The organism is Rhizobium chutanense, assembly GCF_002531935.1.
Classification (GTDB): Bacteria; Pseudomonadota; Alphaproteobacteria; order Rhizobiales; family Rhizobiaceae; genus Rhizobium; species Rhizobium chutanense.
Genome location: NZ_NWSV01000010.1, coordinates 126170 through 144239, shown reverse-complemented (window position 1 = coordinate 144239; position 18070 = coordinate 126170). Strand labels below are relative to the sequence as shown.

Genomic DNA, 18070 nt, shown 5'->3' with positions numbered 1-18070 from the left:
TTATGAAAGTTCTTTCGGTTTCGTCCGAAGTCTTCCCTTTGATCAAGACAGGGGGCCTGGCCGATGTGTCAGGCGCCCTGCCGATTGCTCTGAAAGCCTTCGGGGTCGAAACCAAGACCCTCCTGCCCGGCTATCCCGCCGTCATGAAGGTCATTCGCGACCCCGTCGTCAGGCTCGAATTCCCCGACCTGCTCGGTGAGAAGGCAACCGTGCTGGAGGTTGAGCACGAGGGCCTCGACCTGCTGGTCCTCGATGCGCCGGCCTATTACGACAGGCCGGGCGGTCCCTATCTCGATCCGCTCGGCAAGGACTACCCCGACAACTGGCGGCGTTTCGCCGCTCTGTCGCTTGCTGCTTCCGAGATCGCCGCCGGGCTGCTGCCCGGCTGGCGGCCGAATCTCGTCCACACCCACGACTGGCAGGCAGCGCTGACCTCGGTCTATATGCGTTATTATCCGACTCCGGAACTGCCGAGCGTGCTGACCATCCACAACATCGCCTTCCAGGGCCAGTTCGGTTCCGAGATCTTTCCCGGCCTGCGGCTGCCCGCCCATGCCTTCGCCACCGAAAGCATCGAATATTACGGCACTGTCGGCTTCCTCAAGGGCGGCCTGAAGACCGCCCACGCAATCACCACGGTGAGCCCCACCTATGCCGACGAGATCCTGACGCCGGAATTCGGCATGGGGCTCGACGGTGTCATCGCCAGCCGCATCGATGATCTGCACGGCATCGTCAACGGCATCGACACCGATATCTGGAACCCGGCGACCGATCCTGTCGTCCACACCCATTATGGCCCGACGACGCTGAAGAACCGTGAGGAGAACCGGCGCTCGATTGCCGAATTCTTCCGTCTCGACAATGACGACGCCCCGATCTTCTGCGTCATCAGCCGCCTCACCTGGCAGAAGGGCATGGATATCGTCGCCAACGTTGCCGACGAAATCGTCGCCATGGGCGGCAAGCTCGTCGTGCTCGGTTCCGGCGAAGCAGCGCTCGAAGGCGCCTTGCTCGCCTCGGCCAGCCGCCATCCCGGCCGCATCGGCGTCTCGATCGGTTATAACGAACCGATGTCGCATCTGATGCAGGCCGGCTGCGACGCGATCATCATCCCCTCGCGCTTCGAACCCTGCGGCCTGACCCAGCTTTACGGCCTGCGTTACGGCTGCGTGCCGATCGTCGCCCGCACCGGCGGGCTGAACGATACGGTCATCGACGCCAATCACGCCGCACTTGCGGCAAAAGTGGCAACCGGCATACAATTCTCACCCGTGACGGAAACGGGCATGCTACAGGCAATCCGCCGTGCGATGCATTTTTACGCGGACCGAAAACTCTGGACCCAATTGCAAAAGCAGGGCATGAAATCGGATGTCTCCTGGGAGAAGAGCGCCGAACGCTACGCTGCCCTCTATTCAAGCCTCGTCTCGAAAGGCATGTGACCTAAAATGATCAAGTCCGTACCCACCACGCCCTATCTGGACCAGAAACCCGGCACCTCGGGCCTGCGCAAGAAGGTTCCGGTCTTCCAGCAGCCGAACTATGCGGAGAACTTCATCCAGTCGATCTTCGATTCGCTGGAAGGTTATCAGGGCAAGTGCCTCGTCATCGGCGGCGACGGACGCTACTACAATCGCGAAGTCATCCAGAAGGCGATCAAGATGGCCGCCGCCAATGGCTTCGGCAAGGTCATGGTCGGCAAGGGCGGCATCCTGTCGACGCCGGCCGCCTCGCACATCATCCGCAAATACAAGGCCTTCGGCGGCATCATTCTGTCGGCCAGCCACAATCCCGGCGGCCCAACCGAAGATTTCGGCATCAAATACAACATCAACAATGGCGGCCCGGCCCCGGAGAAGATCACCGACGCGATCTATGCGCGTTCCAAGACGATCGACAGCTACAAGATCGCCGATTTCGCCGACGTCAATCTCGACCGCATCGGCAAGGACGAGCTTCCCGGCGGTATGATCCTCTCGGTCATCGACCCGGTCGAGGACTATGCCGCGCTGATGGAAGAACTGTTCGATTTCGGCGCCATCCGCAATCTGATCAGCCTCGGCTTCCGCATCGCCTTCGATGGGATGAGCGCCGTCACCGGCCCCTATGCCAAGGAAATCTTCGAAAATCGCCTCGGCGCTCCCTTGGGCTCGGTGCGCAACTTCATGCCGCTGCCGGATTTCGGCGGTCATCATCCCGACCCGAACCCGGTTCACTGCAAGGAACTGTTCGATGAGATGATGGGCGACGACGCGCCCGATTTTGGTGCCGCGTCCGACGGCGATGGCGACCGCAACCTGATCATCGGCCGCGACATTTTCGTCACCCCCTCCGACAGCTTGGCGATCCTGGCCGCCAACGCCAATCTCGCCCCCGGCTATTCCGGCGGTCTCGCCGGTATCGCCCGTTCGATGCCGACATCGGGGGCTGCCGACCGCGTCGCCGAAAAACGCGGCATCGGCATGTACGAGACGCCGACCGGCTGGAAGTTCTTCGGCAATCTGCTCGACGCCGGCATGGCGACGATTTGCGGCGAAGAAAGCTCCGGCACCGGCTCCAGTCACGTCCGCGAGAAGGACGGTCTCTGGGCGGTGCTGCTGTGGCTGAACATTCTTGCCGTGCGCGGCGAAAGCGTCGTCGATATCGTCACCCAGCACTGGCAGACCTATGGCCGCAACTATTATTCGCGACACGATTACGAAGGCCTCGATACCGATGCGGCGAACGGCCTTGTGGACAATCTCCGCAGCCAGCTTTCTACCCTGCCCGGCAAGAGCTTCGGCAGCCTGAAGGTCGAAAAGGCCGACGACTTCGCCTATCACGATCCGATCGACAAATCGGTGAGCGAGCATCAGGGCATCCGCATCCTCTTCGAAGGCGGCTCCCGCGTCGTCTTCCGCCTCTCCGGCACCGGCACGTCTGGCGCAACCTTGCGCGTCTATATCGAGCGCTACGAGCCGGATTCGACTCGCCACAACATCGAAACGCAGGAAGCGCTCGCCGATCTGATCGCGGCCGCCGAAAGCATTGCCAGCATTCGTGAACGCACGGGACGCGACGCGCCAACCGTGATCACCTGATCCGGGGGGAACATGCGGGGGTCCAGTTCGGCGCAAAGCGGCGCGATCGTCTTCGAGACCGGCGTCGAATTTGCCGTGTGGTCACATGATGCCGCCCAGATCGAACTCTGCCTCTTCGACAATGACGGCAACAGGGAATTCGCGCGCCTGCCGATGGCGCGCGACGGCAATCACACCCATCGTCTCTTCGTCGACGGGCTGAAGGCGGGCGCGCGTTACGGCTATCGCGCCGACGGCATCTATGCGCCCGACAACGGCCTCTGGTTCGACCCCTCGAAACTGCTGATCGATCCCTACACCAAAGAGATCGATCGGCCGTTCCGTTACGATCCCCGCCTCGGCATCTATGGCGAGGACAGCCAGGATCTGATGCCGAAGGCGATCGTTACCACCGACACGCGAGCCGCAATCGGCAAGCCGCTCTTCAAACCGGGCGGCTTTATCTATGAAGTGGCGGTGCGGCCCTTCACCATTCTCCATCCCGACGTGCCGGAAGCCGAGCGCGGCACGGTCGCAGCGCTTGCCCATCCCTCCGTCATCGCCCATCTGAAGCGGATCGGTGTCGATGCCGTCGAACTGATGCCGATCACGGCCTGGATCGACGAACGCCATCTGCCGCCGCTCGGCCTCACCAACGGCTGGGGCTACAATCCTGTCGCCTTCATGGCGCTCGATCCGCGGCTGGCGCCGGGCGGCATGGCGGAACTCCGCAAAACGGTCGCCGCTCTCCACGCCGAAGGCATCGCCGTCATCCTCGATCTCGTCTTCAACCATACCGGCGAGAGCGACCGTTACGGGACGACGCTGTCGCTGCGCGGCCTCAACAATCTGCATTATTACCGCCACGCCCGGAATGGGCCGGGCGAACTCGTCAACGACACCGGCACAGGCAACACGCTCGCCTGCGATCATCCAGAGGTCAGGCGTCTCATCATCGACAGCCTGCGCCATTTCGTGCTCAACGCCGGCGTCGACGGTTTTCGCTTCGATCTTGCCCCGGTGCTCGGCCGCACCGCGACGGGCTTCGAGCGCGATGGAACCCTTGCCGCGATCCTCGCCGACGACGTGCTTGCCGACCGCATCATGATCGCCGAACCCTGGGATATCGGCCCGGGCGGTTATCAGCTCGGCAATTTCCCCAGTCCCTTCCTCGAATGGAACGACCGGGTTCGCGACGATCTGCGCTGCTACTGGCGCGGGGACCAATGGAAGACCGGCGCATTGGCGACAGCGCTTGCCGGCTCCTCCGACATTTTCTCCCGTAACGACGGCAGGGGCACGCGCAGCGTCAATTTCCTCGCCGCCCATGACGGCTTCACGCTGATCGACCTCGTCTCCTACGCCGCCAAGCACAATGACGCCAATGGCGAGCACAATCGCGACGGCCACAACGAGAACCATTCCTGGAACAACGGCGTCGAGGGCGAAACCCTCTATCCCACGATCCGCAAGCGCCGGATCAGCGACGTGATGGCGCTGATATCGACGCTCTTTGCCACCCGCGGCAGCATCATGCTGACGGCAGGCGACGAGGGCGGCCGCAGCCAGCACGGCAACAACAACGCCTATTGCCAGGACAACGAAATCACCTGGCTGGACTGGAAGGCCCTGAACGAGGACCTCGTCGCCCACACCGCCTTCGTCTCGGGGCTGCGCCGCCGCTTCACCGTCTTTTCGGAAGCCGGCTTCCTCTCCGGAGATGGTGACGTCGAATGGATTTCGCTCTCCGGCGAAGCGATGACCGTCGCCGAATGGGAGACGCCGTCGCTCTCGACCCTCGGCATGCTGCTTATAACAGGCGACCGCTCCTCTCGGGGCGGGCGGACCCGGCTTGCCGTGCTCTTCAACCGGTCCGACAGCCGCCAGATCTTCACGCTTCCCTCGGACGGCGAGGCGGCCTGGCGGCAGTTGACGCCGGAGGGAACGAAGAAAGCCGGCCCCGGCGTTACCGTCGAGCCACGCTCCGTCGCCTTTTTCTTAGAAAAATGACCCCCTCGGCCCGCCTGGGCGAATCCTTGTCGCAATCGTCATAAATGCACGATAAGGCTTTGAGGCGGCGGCTTGTTTCAAGAGGAATTCATGGTCACGGAAATTTCACTCTCCGACGTGCGGGGATTGATCGGCATGGAAACGGGCCTTTCGGATTGGATCACCGTCGACCAGACGATGATCGACGCCTTCGCGGCGGCGACCGACGATCATCAGTTCATTCATGTCGATCCCGAACGCGCGGCAGCCGAGAGCCCCTTCGGCGGCACCATCGCCCATGGCTTCCTGACACTGTCTCTGCTGTCGGCGATGAACTACAACTGCCTGCCGAAAGTGCGCGAGCAGACCATGGGCATCAATTACGGCTTCGATCGCGTCCGCTTCATGACGCCGGTGAAAAGCGGCGCCCGCGTGCGCGGCCGATTCCTGCTCTCCGATGCCCGTTTCCGCGGCGGCGGCATGCTGATGACCACCTATGACGTGACCATTGAAATCGAAAACGAGAAGAAGCCGGCGCTGACGGCAAAATGGATCACCATCATCCAATTCGACCCGAAGGACCGCCCCGAGGACGCCTAAGCAAAACGCTGCTCTTATGGCTCCGGCAAATTGATGACCGCTTCGAGAGCGTGCCCGTCCGGATCGATGACGAAGGCGGCATAATAATGCTCGCCGTAATGGGGCCGCAGACCGGGATCGCCATTATCACGGCCGCCATGCGCGATGGCCGCCGCATGAAATCGATCGACCGCCGCGCGGCTCGGCGCGGCAAAGGCCAGATGAAAACCCGGGCCGGGAGGACATTGGCCCTCCGGCCGATGCTTGATCGCCAGCTTGTCGCCGCCGCCGGGAGGCCCGTAGCCGACCGCCTGCCCTGTCTGCCCCGGCCGGATGTCATCCCAGACCCTGACATAACCGAGCGCTGCAAGGGCGGCATCGTAAAATGCCGCCGACCGTTCGATATCGAAAACGCCGAGGGAAGCATGGTGCAACATCCGCTTATCCCTTGAACAGAGGACTATGCAGGAATTGCCCCGGCCTCAATGTCCCGCATCACCGGCCGCTTCGGCCAGCAGCCCGAAGACGTAATCGGAAAACGACCGCCAGCATTCCACCCGGAACGTATCCGCCTCCGTGCGGAGAAGCACGATCTCCGCCTTGCCGAGAATGGTGCGCGACGCGGCGCCGACCGGAAAGGCAGCAAGCGACAGATCCTGCGGGCAGCCGGCCGCAAGTGTGGTTTCGGCGCCCGGTCCCGAGACGATGATCGCGACATTGCGGTGGGAAACGTCGGTCGCCGAATGCAGCGCTCCGGCGCCTGCAAATGCCGCCATCAGATCGGCGCCGGCCTCATCGATGACAAGCCACTCATCCGGCCCGATCCAGAGCACCGATCGGGCACCGGCCCGGCCGGATGTCTTCGGGGTGGTCGGCACGGACAGGCCGAGAGCGGAGGAAAGTGCCTTAAGCGATTCCGTCGGCGCGCGCAGCGCCACCCGGCTCGCGGCCGGGGCCACCGTGAGCCGCACGTTTGCGGAGCCGCCGAGACGGCCGTCAAGCACCGGCTTGCGAATTGCGACATCAGCCATGGATGCGGCCTCCTTCCTTGTCAAAGAACACCAGATCCGTCACTTCGACGGCGATCGTCCGGTCCGGCATCGGCACGTAGAGCGTCTCGCCCATCCGCGCCCGGCCGCCGGCGACAAGCGCGAAGGCGATCGACCTGCCGCAGCTTTCGGACCAGTAGGCCGAGGTGACGTGGCCGAGCATGGTCATCGGCTTCGGCTCGTTCGGGTTGGCAACGACCTGCGCACCTTCTTCGAGCACCAGCTTCGGATCCTTGGTGACGAGGCCGACGAGTTGCTTGCGTCCCTCCTTGACGAGGTCCGGCCGCTGCAGCCCGCGGATACCGACGAAATCCTTCTTTTTCTTCGAAACCGCCCAGGCAACGCCGGCGTCGTCGGGGGTCACGGTGCCGTCAGTATCCTGGCCGACGATAATGTAGCCCTTCTCTGCGCGAAGGACGTGCATCGTCTCTGTGCCGTAGACGCAGGCCCCGAGCGGTTCGGCATTGGCCCAGACCGCTTCGAGCACCGACTGGCCGTAATCGGCCGGCACGTTGATTTCGAAGCCGATTTCACCGGTGAAGGAGACGCGGAAGAGCCGCGCCGGTACGCCGCAGACCGTGCACTCGGCAACGCTCATATGCGGGAAAGCCTCGTTCGAAAGATCGACCCCTTCGACCAGCGGCGCGACGATCTCGCGCGCCTTCGGCCCCTGGACGGCGATGACAGCCCATTGTTCGGTCACCGAGGTCAGCCATACCTTCAGATCCGGGAATTCCGTCTGCAGGTAGTCTTCCATGTGATGGAGAACGCGCGGCGCGCCGCCGGTCGTCGTCGTCACGTGGAAACGATCCTCCGCCAGGCGTCCGACGACGCCGTCGTCATAAACGAAGCCATCCTCGCGCGTCATGATGCCGTAGCGGGCCTTGCCGGGCTTCAGCGTGTCCCAGGCATTCGTATAGATGAGATTGAGGAACTTCGCCGCATCCGGACCCACCACCTCGATCTTGCCGAGCGTCGAGGCGTCGAAGATACCGGCCGACTCGCGCGCCGTCCGACATTCGCGGGCAACCGCCTGATGCATGGTCTCGCCGGCGCGCGGATAGAACCAGGCGCGCTTCCAGTTGCCGACATCTTCGAAGACTGCGCCGTGGGCTTCTTCCCAGGCGTGCAGCGGCGTCTTGCGCGTCGGATCGAACAGCTCTCCGCGCGAATGGCCGATCAGCGTACCGTAGCTGACGGGCGTATAGGGCGCACGGAACGTGGTAAGCCCGACCTGCGGGATTTCCTTGCCGAGCATTTCGGCGGCAATCGCCAGGCCGTGCATGTTGGACAGCTTGCCCTGGTCCGAGGCCATGCCGTTGGTCGTGAAGCGCTTGATATGCTCGATCGAATGCATGCCTTCGCGCACGGCAAGGCGGATATCCTTGGCACAGACGTCGTGCTGGAAATCGATGAAGGCCTTGGCGTTGGTCTTCGGGCCCGCGCCTTCGGCAGCGCCGATCATGCCGCCCGTCCACTCATAGGCCTGCTCGGCCGAAATCGCGATCTTCTCGCCGCCGCTTTTGCCGGTGGCCTGCGCCATCAGCTCGCCGGCAGCAAGCGATTCCTCGATCGTCCGCTGCAGATCGTCGGTACCGTTGCAGGCGCCGACCGAGAGGCAGTCCTGCGCGTAGGTTCCGGGCAGGAAGCGCTGGCTTTCGGCGTCGAAGGCGACCTTGCCGCGCGACTGCGAGAACAGATGCACGGACGGCGTCCAGCCGGCCGAAACCAGCAGCGCATCGACCGCGATCTTGCGCGGCGAGCCGCCGCCGTTGCGCGCCACCGTCATCGACGAGATGCGCAGCCGCCCCGCCGTGTTGACGACCGACTGCCCTGTCAGGACATCGATGCCGAGCGCACGCGCCTCTTCCAGCACCGCCGCTCCCGGCGCCTGCCGGCAATCGACGATGGCGGCGATCGAAACACCTGCCCGTTTCAGATCGAAAGCTGCCTCATAGGCAGAGTCGTGCGCCGTATAGATGCCGACATTCTTGCCGACGGCAACGCCGTAGTGGTTGAGATAGGTCCGCGCCGCCGAGGCCAGCATGATGCCCGGCCGGTCGTTGTTCGGGAACACCATGTGCCGTTCGATGGCGCCATTGGCAAGGATCACCCGCTTGGCCCGGACCTGCCAGAGCCGCTCGCGCGGCAGATCATGGGAGGGATTGGCGAGATGATCGGTGACGCGCTCGGCGAGACCGATGAAATTGTGGTTGTAGTAGCCGAAGGCGGTGGTGCGGGTGAGTACCTCGACATTGTCCATCGACTTCAGCTGCGCCACGGTCTTCTGCGCCCAGGCATAACCGTCCTGGCCGTCGATCGTGACGCCGGCATCGTAGCGCAGTGCACCGCCGACTTCCGCCTGCTCGTCGCAGAGGATCACCTTCGCGCCGGTCTGGGCTGCGGCCAGTGCCGCCGAAAGCCCGGCAACACCGGCGCCGACCACCAGCACGTCACAATGGGCGTAGCGGCTGGCATAATGATCGGGATCGCCTTCGGTCGGCGCGACGCCGAGGCCGGCGGCGCGACGGATAAGCGGTTCGTAGACATGCTTCCACGCGGCGCGCGGCCACATGAAGGTCTTGTAGTAGAAACCGGCGGCGAAGAATGGCGACATCAGATTGTTGATGGCACCGACATCGCGGGCGAGCGAGGGCCAGCGGTTCTGAGACTTGACGATCATGCCGTCGAAGACTTCCTGAACCGTCGCGCGCACGTTCGGCTGCTTGCGCGCCGCATCGCGGGCGACGTCGATCAGCGCATTCGGCTCCTCGGCACCGGCCGAGAGAATGCCGCGCGGACGGTGATACTTGAATGATCGTCCCAGAAGATGCACGCCGTGGGCGATCAGCGCCGAGGCGACGGTATCGCCTTCAAGCGCGGTATAGGTCTGACCGTCGAAGCTGAAGCGCGCGGTCTTGGCCGGCGTCAGGCGCCCCTTGCCGACGATACGATGTGCACCGCTCATTGCGCCTCTCCTTCCAAGGCTTCATATGTCTCGACAGGCCCATGCTGCTTGGCGGCAGCCCCGATCTCCGGTTTCGGCTCACCCGCCTTGTAGGTCATGATGAACTTGTCGGTCACCGTATCGCGCGCCGCGTTGAAGAAGCGTCCGCAGCCGTGAATATGGCGCCAGCGTTCGAAGATCAGCCCCTTCGGATTATCGCGCAGAAAGAAATAGGCCTCGAATTCCTCGTCCGAGATCGAGGCGATATCGGTGGGCCGCGCGATATGCGCGTCACCTGCACCACGGAATTCCAGCTCGGAGCGCTCTTCCTGGCAGTAAGGGCAATGGATCAGCAGCATGTAAGCCTCCCGGCGCATAGGGTCGGTGCAACGGGGAACGTAACGCTCCCCCACAAAATCTCGGCCATAATGAACGTCATCAGTGCGCCACCGCCGCCGCCGCCGCTTCGTCGATCAGCCGGCCGGTGCGGAAACGCTCCAGCGTCAGCCCGGCATTGAACTTGTGCGGCTCGTCGCGGGCAATCAGATGCGCGAAGAGATTGGCCGAGCCCGGGGTCGCCTTGAAGCCGCCGGTGCCCCAGCCGCAATTGACGTAGAGCCCGGGAACCGGCGTCTTCGACTGGATCGCCGAACGGTCCGGCGTATTGTCGACGATGCCGCCCCATTGCCGCATCATCTTGACGCGCCGGAACATCGGGAAGAGTTCGCAGATAGCATCGAGCGTATGCGTGATGATCTGCAGCCCGCCGGTCTGGGAATAGGAATTATACTGGTCGGTGCCGGCGCCGATGACGAGCTCTCCCTTGTCGGACTGGGAGATATAGGCATGCACCGTGTTCGACATGACGACGCAGGGAAAGATCGGTTTCAGCGGCTCGGAGACCAGCGCCTGCAGCGGGCTCGATTGCAGCGGCACGCGCACGTCGGCCATCTTCATGATGGTCGTCGTATGGCCGGCCGCCGACACCGCGACCTTTTTGGCGCCGATGAAGCCGCGCGAGGTCTCGACCCCGGTCACCCGTCCGTCGGGGCCGCGGCGGATGCCGGTCACTTCGCAATTCTGGATGATGTGCACGCCGCGATCGGAGGCGGCGCGCGCATAACCCCAGGCAACCGCGTCATGCCGCGCCGTGCCGCCGCGCCGCTGCAGTGCCGCACCGTTGATCGGATAACGCGCGCTGGCCGAGATGTCGAGAGGCGGACAATAGGCCTTGGCCTGCTCCGGCGTCAGCCATTCATTGTCGATGCCGTAGAGCCGGTTGGCGTGGATATGCCGCTTGAACGACTGCTGGTCGTGGATGTTGTGCGAGAGCATCATCACGCCGCGCGGCGAATACATCACATTGTAGTTGAGTTCCTGAGAAAGCCCCTCCCAGAGCTTCATCGAATGCTCGTAAATGTGCATGCTCTCTTCGTAGAGATAATTCGAACGAATGATCGTGGTATTGCGGCCGGTATTGCCGCCGCCGAGCCAGCCTTTCTCGATCACCGCCACATTGGTGATGCCATGCTCCTTGGCGAGATAATAGGCAGCACCCAGCCCGTGGCCGCCGCCGCCGATGATGACCACATCGTATTCGGCGCGAGGCTCCGGCGAAGTCCACTGCTTCTCCCAGCCCCTATGGCCCCGAAGGGCCTCCCTCGCCACGGCAAAAACCGAATATTTCCGCATCCGCCTTCTTCTCCTTCGGGAAAGGGCTGTTCTCCGTGCCCATACAAATCGCAAATCCAAATGCGGCACAACGGCTCTTTTGCGACAGCCGAACGCTTTACTTTTGACACTAAGCGACATGATGCCGAAAAGCGCGCGGTTTTCGGGGCGACATCACGCGCTGTTTCCGAAGGCCGCGCAGCAGAGGAGGCAACCAACCTTCCTGGGCCTGCGGCCGGGTCCTAGCCCAACTGGGCAAGAAGACAAGCAGTTACTAAAATGTTAATTCACCCCATGTTCCCGGGGTTCCTGTATCATGTGGGGTCGGCGTTCATTACTCTTGGCGCTTTGCGTTGTCATCGCCGGCGCGCAAGCGGCACTTGCCGCCGAGCCCGTCGGCCAAGCCGTCGTCATCAAGACGGAGGTGACGGGACAGAGCGGCCCGATCGAGGTCGACGCCAGCGTTCATCGCAACGAGCGCATCAAGACATCCCCATCAGGCCTCGGCCAGTTCCTGTTCCGCGACGGCACCAAGCTTGCGGTGGGCTGGGGCTCCTCGGTCGTCATCGACAAATATGTCTTCGATGATTCACAATCGGTAAAGCAGCTCACCATCAGAGCGGCGAAGGGAACTTTCCGCTGGGTGAGCGGCAATTCCAACTCCTCGGCCTACCAGATCCTGACGCCCGCCGGCACGATCGGCGTGCGCGGCACCGCTTTCGATTTCTATGTCGGCCCGGATGGCACGACCGCCGTTGTCCTGTTGAATGGCGCGGCCCGGTTTTGCGGCCCGGGCGGCTGCCGGCAGTTGCAGCAGCGCTGCGATTGTGTGGTGGCCAAGCCGAACGGCAATATGTCGGCAGCACGCCGGGTCGATCCCAGCATTCTCGATACGCTCGGAAATTCCCGCGCCCTCCCCTTTCTCTCCGGCAACCAGCGGCTTGCAGGCGGCATCGGCATGATCGGCGGCTGCAATATGGCGTCAGTCGCGCCGGAGAGAAAAGACAGACAGCAGCCTCCGCCGGCCGTTGCGCCTGTCCCGCAAAGACAGGATCCGCCACAGAGACAGGCCGAGCCGCAAAAGGAGCGGCCGAACAAGACCGACCCGCCGCACCATGACAAACCGCACCATGACGGGCCGCACCATGACAAACCGGATAGGCCTGACAAGCACGAGGGTCATGGCCGGCATGACGATGACGGCAAGCCGGGAAACCACGGCGAGGATCATCGTGACCACGACCGCGACCATCATGGACATCGCGATCGTGATCATGACAACGATCGCAACCACGACAGAGGCCGGAATTTCAATCGCGGCCGCTGAGGCCCGTCAGTCTGCGGCGCTTTTTTCCACCCTTTCGGGCACTTCCCGGAAATGATCGGTCCTGCCGGATATGCGCTTATAGAATTCCGCTAGGCCGACGGTCACCTGCACCGCCCTCAGCTTGGCCGTACCCATGAGCTTCCGGCTGTTCCTGGAATGCGATTGCAGGGCCTGCATCAACTGCTGGTGGACGACGACAAGGGCTGAAAATTCGGCGGATGCTGCAACGCGTTCGTCGCCGACGACGGCAAGGATCTGTGTCCGGTTGCTTTTCCCCTTGAGCGGGAGCGCGCCGGCATCGATCAGCGCCATTCCCTGCACCGACCGCGCCGTGCTGTCGGAAATGAGGATATCGAAGCCGACCTCCTTGCAGGACGATTCGATACGGGCCGCGACGTTAACCGCGTCTCCGACGGCCGAATAGTTGAAGCGGGTCTTGGCGCCCATATTGCCGACGCAGGCAAGGCCGGTATGGATGCCGATGCCGATCCCGACCTCCTGATTGGCCCCGAAGCCGAAGGCGTCGCCGGCGTTCAGTTCGGCGAGCGTCTCGCGCATGGCAAGTGCCGTGCGAACCGCCTTTGTTTGGTGATCCGCCACATCGACGGGCGCATTCCAGAACGCCATGATCGAATCGCCGATGAACTTGTCGAGCGTGCCTTCATTGGCCACGACATGACGGCTGAGCGCATCGAGCAGCGTATTCAGGAAGGCCACGACATCCGTCGGCGCCAGTCTCTCGCTGATCTCGGTGAAGTTCCTGACATCGACGAACATGACCGTCAGCTCGCGGTCGTCTCCGCCGAGACGCAATGCATCGCGGTTATGCTCGATGCGGTGGAGCAGCGACGGTGAAAGATAATGCCCGAAGGCGCGCCGTACTTCGCGCCGCTCTCGGTCGATCACCAGGATCTTGAACGACGTCGCGGCGAAGTGGATGATCGATCCGCTGATGATCGGTGCCAGCGGATCGAGAAGAAGCCCGGCATAAAGAAAGGAAAGCCACGACGCCACCAGCGCCATTGCCGTGATCAACAGGCCGCAAACCAGCGCGACGGCGGGGCTGACGAAGGTCGTCACCACGACGAGCAGGCATCCGAGCACGGCGATGACAAGGATTTCGAGCCCATCCGCCCAGTCGGGCCGGGACAGGAACTGGCCGGAAAGGATTTGCTCGACGGCTTGCGCATGCAGCGAAACGCCGGGAACGTTCTCGCCGAGCGCTGTGACGCGAATGTCCTGCAAGCCGGCCGCCGATGTGCCGACGAAGACGATGCTGCCTTCGATAGCGGCTGCCGTCTCCGCGGAGGCTCCCTCAGGCGCTAGCACCTGCCGGGCGGAGATATACCGCTCGGCACGATCGGGAGTGACATAGAGCCAGAGTTCGCCCGCCGCCGTCAGCGGCACGATGAAATCCCCGATCTTTGCCGATGTCATGATTCCGGCGCGGTCGGGCGCACCCGATAGAACATAGGTCGAGGCTCCCTGCGCGACACGCAACGCCTCGACGGCGAGATTCGGGTAGAGCTGTTCTCCGTCGGTCAGGAACAGCGGGACCGCCCGTACCACCGGCGAAGGATTTCCGGGGTTGAGGCTGATGTGGCCGAGCCCCGCCGCATTTGCCTCCAATTGAGGCCTGAGCGGCGTCGAGGCGCCAAGATAGGGCGGAGCCGAGACGGGGCTTTCGCCCGTGAACGCGAAACCCGCCTTGACGGGCGGCCGGTAATTGCCCTCGTTGGAAAGGCCGAAGCCGAGCACGACGGGCTTTTCGGCGATCGAGCGGGCGAATATCTCGTCATTGTCGGGCAGTTTTTCGGCCAGCGAAGGGTCGATCCCGGCCGCCTCGCGCAAGACATTGCGCGGCGACAACCGGTCCGGCTCGGAGAAGAGAACGTCGAAGGCGATGGCCGCGGCACCCATTTCAGAAAGCCGGTCCACCAGGAGAGCCAGCCGGTCCCGCGGCCAGGGCCATTGGCCGAATTCGCGCAATGAGGCCTCATCGATGTCGATGACACGGACCGGCATCGGCTTGAATGTCCTCGGAACCAGCCGCTGATACTCATCGAACGTTACGCCGCGGATCAGCTTGAAAAGACCGGGATCGCCTGCCCGCAGGATCGTGAGCAGAGCCACGATCGCCAGGCCGATAACGACACCGATTTGCTGCGCGCGCGTCATGATCTCACCGGTGTCCCCTGCCGGCAGACAGGCTACGCCGCTTTCGCGCCAAACACCATTCGCCGATGCAATCCCGGCCTCTCTTTTCGCCCTCTCCCGTTCCGTCTTCCGTCAGGCGCCCCGGGCGGCGCCTTCGATGCGGTCACGCCTTCCGTTCTGGCCGGATGGCAAGGCTTCGATCTTGCCGGGCAGGCGGCGAAATGTTCTTGTAGCGATCGAAGATCGAATGCCTTTCCAGAGAAGCATGAGGGACGCCCGTGATTTCCGAAACCGCCGCGCGTAGGAGCGGCTACTGGCTGATTGTCGTGGTGCTGGCAATGCTCGCGGGGCTGCCGCTTGCCGTCTGGCTCGATATCAGCGATCTCTCGGGCAATACCCTGCGGCATCAGGCCCGAGACATGAGCTCGCTGATTTCAAGCATCCGCTCCTATTATTCCGCCAATGTCGTGGGCCGCGTTCTGGCTGCCCATGCCAGCGGCGCGACCGAAGGCACTGTTGTCTCTCACAACTATGCCAATATATCGGGCGCCATCCCGCTGCCGGCAACACTTTCCCTGGAACTCGGCGACGTCATCAAGGAGCAGCAGGCCAATATCACCTACCGTTTCGTCTCCGACCTGCCGTTCAAGAGCCGCGCATCCCACGACCTCGACCAATTCGAGACGAAAGCGCTTGCCGCCTTGCGCGCCGATCCGCAGCAGACGCCGACCGACCTCACCCGTGTCGGATTGACCGATACTTTGCGCTTCATCACCCCGGTGGTCATGGGCCAGGCCTGCGTTGCCTGCCACAACAGCCATCCCGAAAGTCCGAAGACAGATTGGAAGGTGGGCGACGTGCGCGGCATTCAGGAGGTCATCATCCGGCAGCCTTATGCCGGCAACGTCTTCGCCTTCAAATATCTGCTCTGTTATTTTCTGTTCGTCGCCGTTATCGGCATCAGCTTCATTCTGCTCCAGCGCCAGCAGGCGCGCGCTATCCACAGCGCCAATCTGGATTTGGAAGCGGCAAACGAATTCCTCGCCAGCGTTTCCCTGAAGATTTCGCGTTATCTCTCGCCGCAGATCTACAAAAGCATCTTCTCCGGGCAGAAGGACGTCGTCGTCCACACCGAGCGCAAGCGCCTGACGATCTTCTTCTCCGACATCAAGGATTTCACCGCGACGACCGAGCGCCTGCAGCCGGAAGCCCTGACGGAAATGCTCAACGAATATCTGACGGAGATGTCGAACATCGCTCTGGCCCATGGCGGCACGGTGGACAAGTTCATCGGCGATGCGATGCTGGTCTTTTTCGGCGACCCGGAAACGAAAGGGCCGGAGGAGGATGCGAAAGCCTGCCTGCGCATGGCGGTCGACATGCAGCGCCGACTCGGAGAACTCAAGGACAGGTGGCGCAGAAACGGCACCGAGGAGCCGTTCGTGGTCCGCATGGGCATCAACAGCGGCTATTGCAATGTCGGCAATTTCGGCAGCAACGACCGCATGGACTATACGATCATCGGGGCCGAGGCCAATCTCGCAGCCAGGCTGCAATCCATCGCCCAGGGCGGGGAAATCGTCATCAGCTACGAAACCTATGCGCTGGTCAACGAAATCGTCGATGCCCATTCCCTCCCGCCGATCACGATGAAGGGCATTCAACGCGAGATCGTGCCCTATGCTGTGGATGGACTGACGCTCGGTGCGGATCACAAGAGCCGCGTCCTCAGCGAGCACCTCGCGGGTCTCGACCTGCATCTGGACATGAGCCGGCTGGAGCCTGCCGATCGCCTCCGGGTCAGGACCGCCCTTAAGGAGGCAATCGCCGCACTGGACGAAGCCGCGCCCGAGGTCGCCGGATCGTGACCGGATAGGGCAAGCGTGATTTTTCCGCCCGCTTCCCATATCCGTCTGGACTTCCCATACCCGATCTGCTATCTGGCATCACCAATCGCAAGGCTGCGGCCGCGCGAACGTTATATTTTTGCCCCTGGCGCCGCGCCGCCGCAGGCATCAACCAACCGAAGGAACGTGATTCTCGTGCAGGTACTTGTCCGCGATAACAATGTCGATCAGGCTCTCCGCGCTCTCAAGAAGAAGATGCAGCGCGAAGGCATTTTCCGCGAAATGAAGATGCGCGACTACTACGAGAAGCCGTCGCAGAAGCGTGCTCGCGAAAAGGCTGAAGCTGTTCGCCGCGTTCGCAAGCTGGCCCGCAAGCGCGCCCAGCGCGAAGGTCTGGTCGCAGCACGCTAAGCGTTGCTGTCGTTTTTTTGACGTTTTCAGATGCATTGTGGCGGGGGCGATAGGTTCGCCGCCGCTTTTTTAGTTTGCCGCTGAAATCGCATGTCCGCATACCGGATGTGCCCGCATGGGGGAAGCGAGCCCGAATGGCAGTCATCACTTTCAATCCGTCCCGCGCTCGGCGCTTGCAGAAAACCGCATTCCTGCCGGCTCTGGCGCTGGCGGCGATGTTCGGCCTTGCAGGTTGTGAGACGACCTCCACCTCCGATGCCGTCATCAGCATCGACAAGGCGCAGGGCTCGCAAGAGAATATCGCGTCGCTGACGGCTGTCATCAATGCCAACCCCAGGGATCCCGAGGGTTACAATGTCCGCGGCTCCGCCTACGGCCGCGGCGGCGAATTCCGCAAGGCGCTGAACGATTTCAACACGGCGCTGCAGATCAATCCGCGGTTTTTCCAGGCTTACGCCAACCGCGCCCTCGTCTATCGCAACATGGGCCAGCAGGCCCAGGCGATTGGCGACTACAACGCCGCCCTGCAGATTAATCCGAGCTATGACGTCGCCTATATCGGCCGCGGCAATGTCTATCGCATGGCTGGCCAGGACGACCAGGCCTTCAACGATTTCGACAAGGCGATCCAGCTCGGCACCACCGATGGCCGCGCCTATCACAATCGTGGCTTGATCTATCAGAAGCGCAATCAGCAGGACAAGGCGATCGACGACTTCTCGAAAGCGATCTCGCTCGCGCCGAATTCGCCCGAGCCCTATAACGGCCGCGGCATTTCCTATATCGCGCTGAACGACGACGACAATGCGTTTGCCGATTTCAACCATGCGATCGAGCTCAACGGCAACATCGCCGAATCCTGGGCCAATCAGGCCCTCGTCTACGAACGCCGCGGCGACAAGGCGAAGGCCGCTCGGTCCTATCGCCACGCTGTCGGCCTCGATCCCAAATACCAGCCGGCTCGCGACGGCCTTGCCCGCGTCGGCGGCGCCTCAGCCGGCTAAGGACTTTGGTCGGGCGGCCGAAATATC

Annotated in this window: 14 protein-coding genes; 8 read left to right on the top strand and 6 right to left on the bottom strand. The window is 62.8% G+C overall.

Annotation, left to right across the window (positions count from 1 at the left end):
• Positions 1 to 2: 2 nt before the first annotated feature.
• The 4 genes from glgA to CO666_RS17640 all read left to right on the top strand — a co-directional run bounded on the left by glgA (position 3) and on the right by CO666_RS17640 (position 5651).
• The gene (gene glgA / locus CO666_RS17655; RefSeq protein WP_097613417.1) at positions 3 to 1445 is read left to right on the top strand and encodes a glycogen synthase GlgA; all 1443 of its coding nucleotides are present in this window, start codon (positions 3 to 5) and stop codon (positions 1443 to 1445) included.
• A 6-nt stretch (positions 1446 to 1451) separates the two neighbouring features.
• Positions 1452 to 3083, top strand: a complete 1632-nt coding sequence (locus CO666_RS17650; RefSeq protein WP_097613415.1) for an alpha-D-glucose phosphate-specific phosphoglucomutase — start codon at positions 1452 to 1454, stop codon at positions 3081 to 3083.
• Positions 3084 to 3095: 12 nt separating this feature from the next.
• Positions 3096 to 5072: a glycogen debranching protein GlgX gene (gene glgX / locus CO666_RS17645; RefSeq protein ID WP_097613413.1), complete on the top strand. Its 1977-nt coding sequence runs from the start codon at positions 3096 to 3098 to the stop codon at positions 5070 to 5072.
• A 90-nt stretch (positions 5073 to 5162) separates the two neighbouring features.
• Positions 5163 to 5651, top strand: a complete 489-nt coding sequence (locus CO666_RS17640; RefSeq protein WP_097613411.1) for a MaoC family dehydratase — start codon at positions 5163 to 5165, stop codon at positions 5649 to 5651.
• Between the two features lie 14 nt (positions 5652 to 5665).
• Here CO666_RS17640 and CO666_RS17635 read toward each other — a convergent pair whose 3' ends face one another.
• The 5 genes from CO666_RS17635 to CO666_RS17615 form a co-directional block, all read right to left on the bottom strand.
• Entirely contained in the window at positions 5666 to 6067 is a 402-nt protein-coding gene (locus CO666_RS17635) for a VOC family protein (RefSeq protein ID WP_097613409.1), read from the bottom strand.
• A gap of 45 nt (positions 6068 to 6112) precedes the next feature.
• Positions 6113 to 6661, bottom strand: a complete 549-nt coding sequence (locus tag CO666_RS17630) for a sarcosine oxidase subunit gamma (RefSeq protein WP_097613408.1) — start codon at positions 6659 to 6661, stop codon at positions 6113 to 6115.
• On the bottom strand, positions 6654 to 9647 hold the full coding sequence (locus CO666_RS17625) for a sarcosine oxidase subunit alpha (RefSeq protein WP_097613406.1): 2994 nt from the start codon (positions 9645 to 9647) through the stop codon (positions 6654 to 6656). Before CO666_RS17625 ends, CO666_RS17630 begins: the two co-directional genes overlap by 8 nt.
• Positions 9644 to 9985: a sarcosine oxidase subunit delta gene (locus CO666_RS17620; RefSeq protein WP_097613404.1), complete on the bottom strand. Its 342-nt coding sequence runs from the start codon at positions 9983 to 9985 to the stop codon at positions 9644 to 9646. The genes CO666_RS17625 and CO666_RS17620 overlap by 4 nt, the downstream gene beginning before the upstream one ends.
• Before the next feature lie 79 nt (positions 9986 to 10064).
• Entirely contained in the window at positions 10065 to 11318 is a 1254-nt protein-coding gene (locus tag CO666_RS17615; protein WP_097613402.1) for a sarcosine oxidase subunit beta family protein, read from the bottom strand.
• A gap of 295 nt (positions 11319 to 11613) precedes the next feature.
• Between CO666_RS17615 and CO666_RS17610 the strand changes: the two genes are divergently transcribed.
• On the top strand, positions 11614 to 12624 hold the full coding sequence (locus CO666_RS17610; protein WP_097613400.1) for a FecR family protein: 1011 nt from the start codon (positions 11614 to 11616) through the stop codon (positions 12622 to 12624).
• A 6-nt stretch (positions 12625 to 12630) separates the two neighbouring features.
• Here the strand turns inward: CO666_RS17610 and CO666_RS17605 are convergent, their stop codons facing one another.
• The gene (locus CO666_RS17605) at positions 12631 to 14802 is read right to left on the bottom strand and encodes a CHASE2 domain-containing protein (protein WP_097613398.1); all 2172 of its coding nucleotides are present in this window, start codon (positions 14800 to 14802) and stop codon (positions 12631 to 12633) included.
• A 317-nt stretch (positions 14803 to 15119) separates the two neighbouring features.
• Here CO666_RS17605 and CO666_RS17600 point away from each other — a divergent pair, with 317 nt between their 5' ends.
• From CO666_RS17600 to CO666_RS17590, 3 genes are all read left to right on the top strand, one after another.
• The gene (locus tag CO666_RS17600) at positions 15120 to 16649 is read left to right on the top strand and encodes an adenylate/guanylate cyclase domain-containing protein (protein WP_245436807.1); all 1530 of its coding nucleotides are present in this window, start codon (positions 15120 to 15122) and stop codon (positions 16647 to 16649) included.
• A 174-nt stretch (positions 16650 to 16823) separates the two neighbouring features.
• Positions 16824 to 17039, top strand: coding sequence for a 30S ribosomal protein S21 (gene rpsU / locus CO666_RS17595; protein WP_003542939.1), 216 nt, complete (start codon positions 16824 to 16826; stop codon positions 17037 to 17039).
• 134 nt (positions 17040 to 17173) lie between these two features.
• Positions 17174 to 18043: a tetratricopeptide repeat protein gene (locus CO666_RS17590; RefSeq protein ID WP_097613395.1), complete on the top strand. Its 870-nt coding sequence runs from the start codon at positions 17174 to 17176 to the stop codon at positions 18041 to 18043.
• The last annotated feature ends 27 nt before the right edge of the window (positions 18044 to 18070 follow it).

Bases quoted from the DNA above. Each gene is read 5' to 3' on its own strand.
- CO666_RS17600 (WP_245436807.1), top strand. From the start codon at position 15,120: ATGCTCGCGGGGCTGCCGCTTGCCGTCTGGCTCGATATCAGCGATCTC.
- CO666_RS17640 (WP_097613411.1), top strand. From the start codon at position 5,163: ATGGTCACGGAAATTTCACTCTCCGACGTGCGGGGATTGATCGGCATG.
- CO666_RS17620 (WP_097613404.1), bottom strand. From the start codon at position 9,985: ATGCTGCTGATCCATTGCCCTTACTGCCAGGAAGAGCGCTCCGAGCTG.
- CO666_RS17635 (WP_097613409.1), bottom strand. From the start codon at position 6,067: ATGTTGCACCATGCTTCCCTCGGCGTTTTCGATATCGAACGGTCGGCG.
- CO666_RS17625 (WP_097613406.1), bottom strand. From the start codon at position 9,647: ATGAGCGGTGCACATCGTATCGTCGGCAAGGGGCGCCTGACGCCGGCC.
- glgX (WP_097613413.1), top strand. From the start codon at position 3,096: ATGCGGGGGTCCAGTTCGGCGCAAAGCGGCGCGATCGTCTTCGAGACC.
- CO666_RS17630 (WP_097613408.1), bottom strand. From the start codon at position 6,661: ATGGCTGATGTCGCAATTCGCAAGCCGGTGCTTGACGGCCGTCTCGGC.
- CO666_RS17605 (WP_097613398.1), bottom strand. From the start codon at position 14,802: ATGACGCGCGCGCAGCAAATCGGTGTCGTTATCGGCCTGGCGATCGTG.
- CO666_RS17615 (WP_097613402.1), bottom strand. From the start codon at position 11,318: ATGCGGAAATATTCGGTTTTTGCCGTGGCGAGGGAGGCCCTTCGGGGC.
- CO666_RS17610 (WP_097613400.1), top strand. From the start codon at position 11,614: ATGTGGGGTCGGCGTTCATTACTCTTGGCGCTTTGCGTTGTCATCGCC.
- CO666_RS17590 (WP_097613395.1), top strand. From the start codon at position 17,174: ATGGCAGTCATCACTTTCAATCCGTCCCGCGCTCGGCGCTTGCAGAAA.
- CO666_RS17650 (WP_097613415.1), top strand. From the start codon at position 1,452: ATGATCAAGTCCGTACCCACCACGCCCTATCTGGACCAGAAACCCGGC.
- glgA (WP_097613417.1), top strand. From the start codon at position 3: ATGAAAGTTCTTTCGGTTTCGTCCGAAGTCTTCCCTTTGATCAAGACA.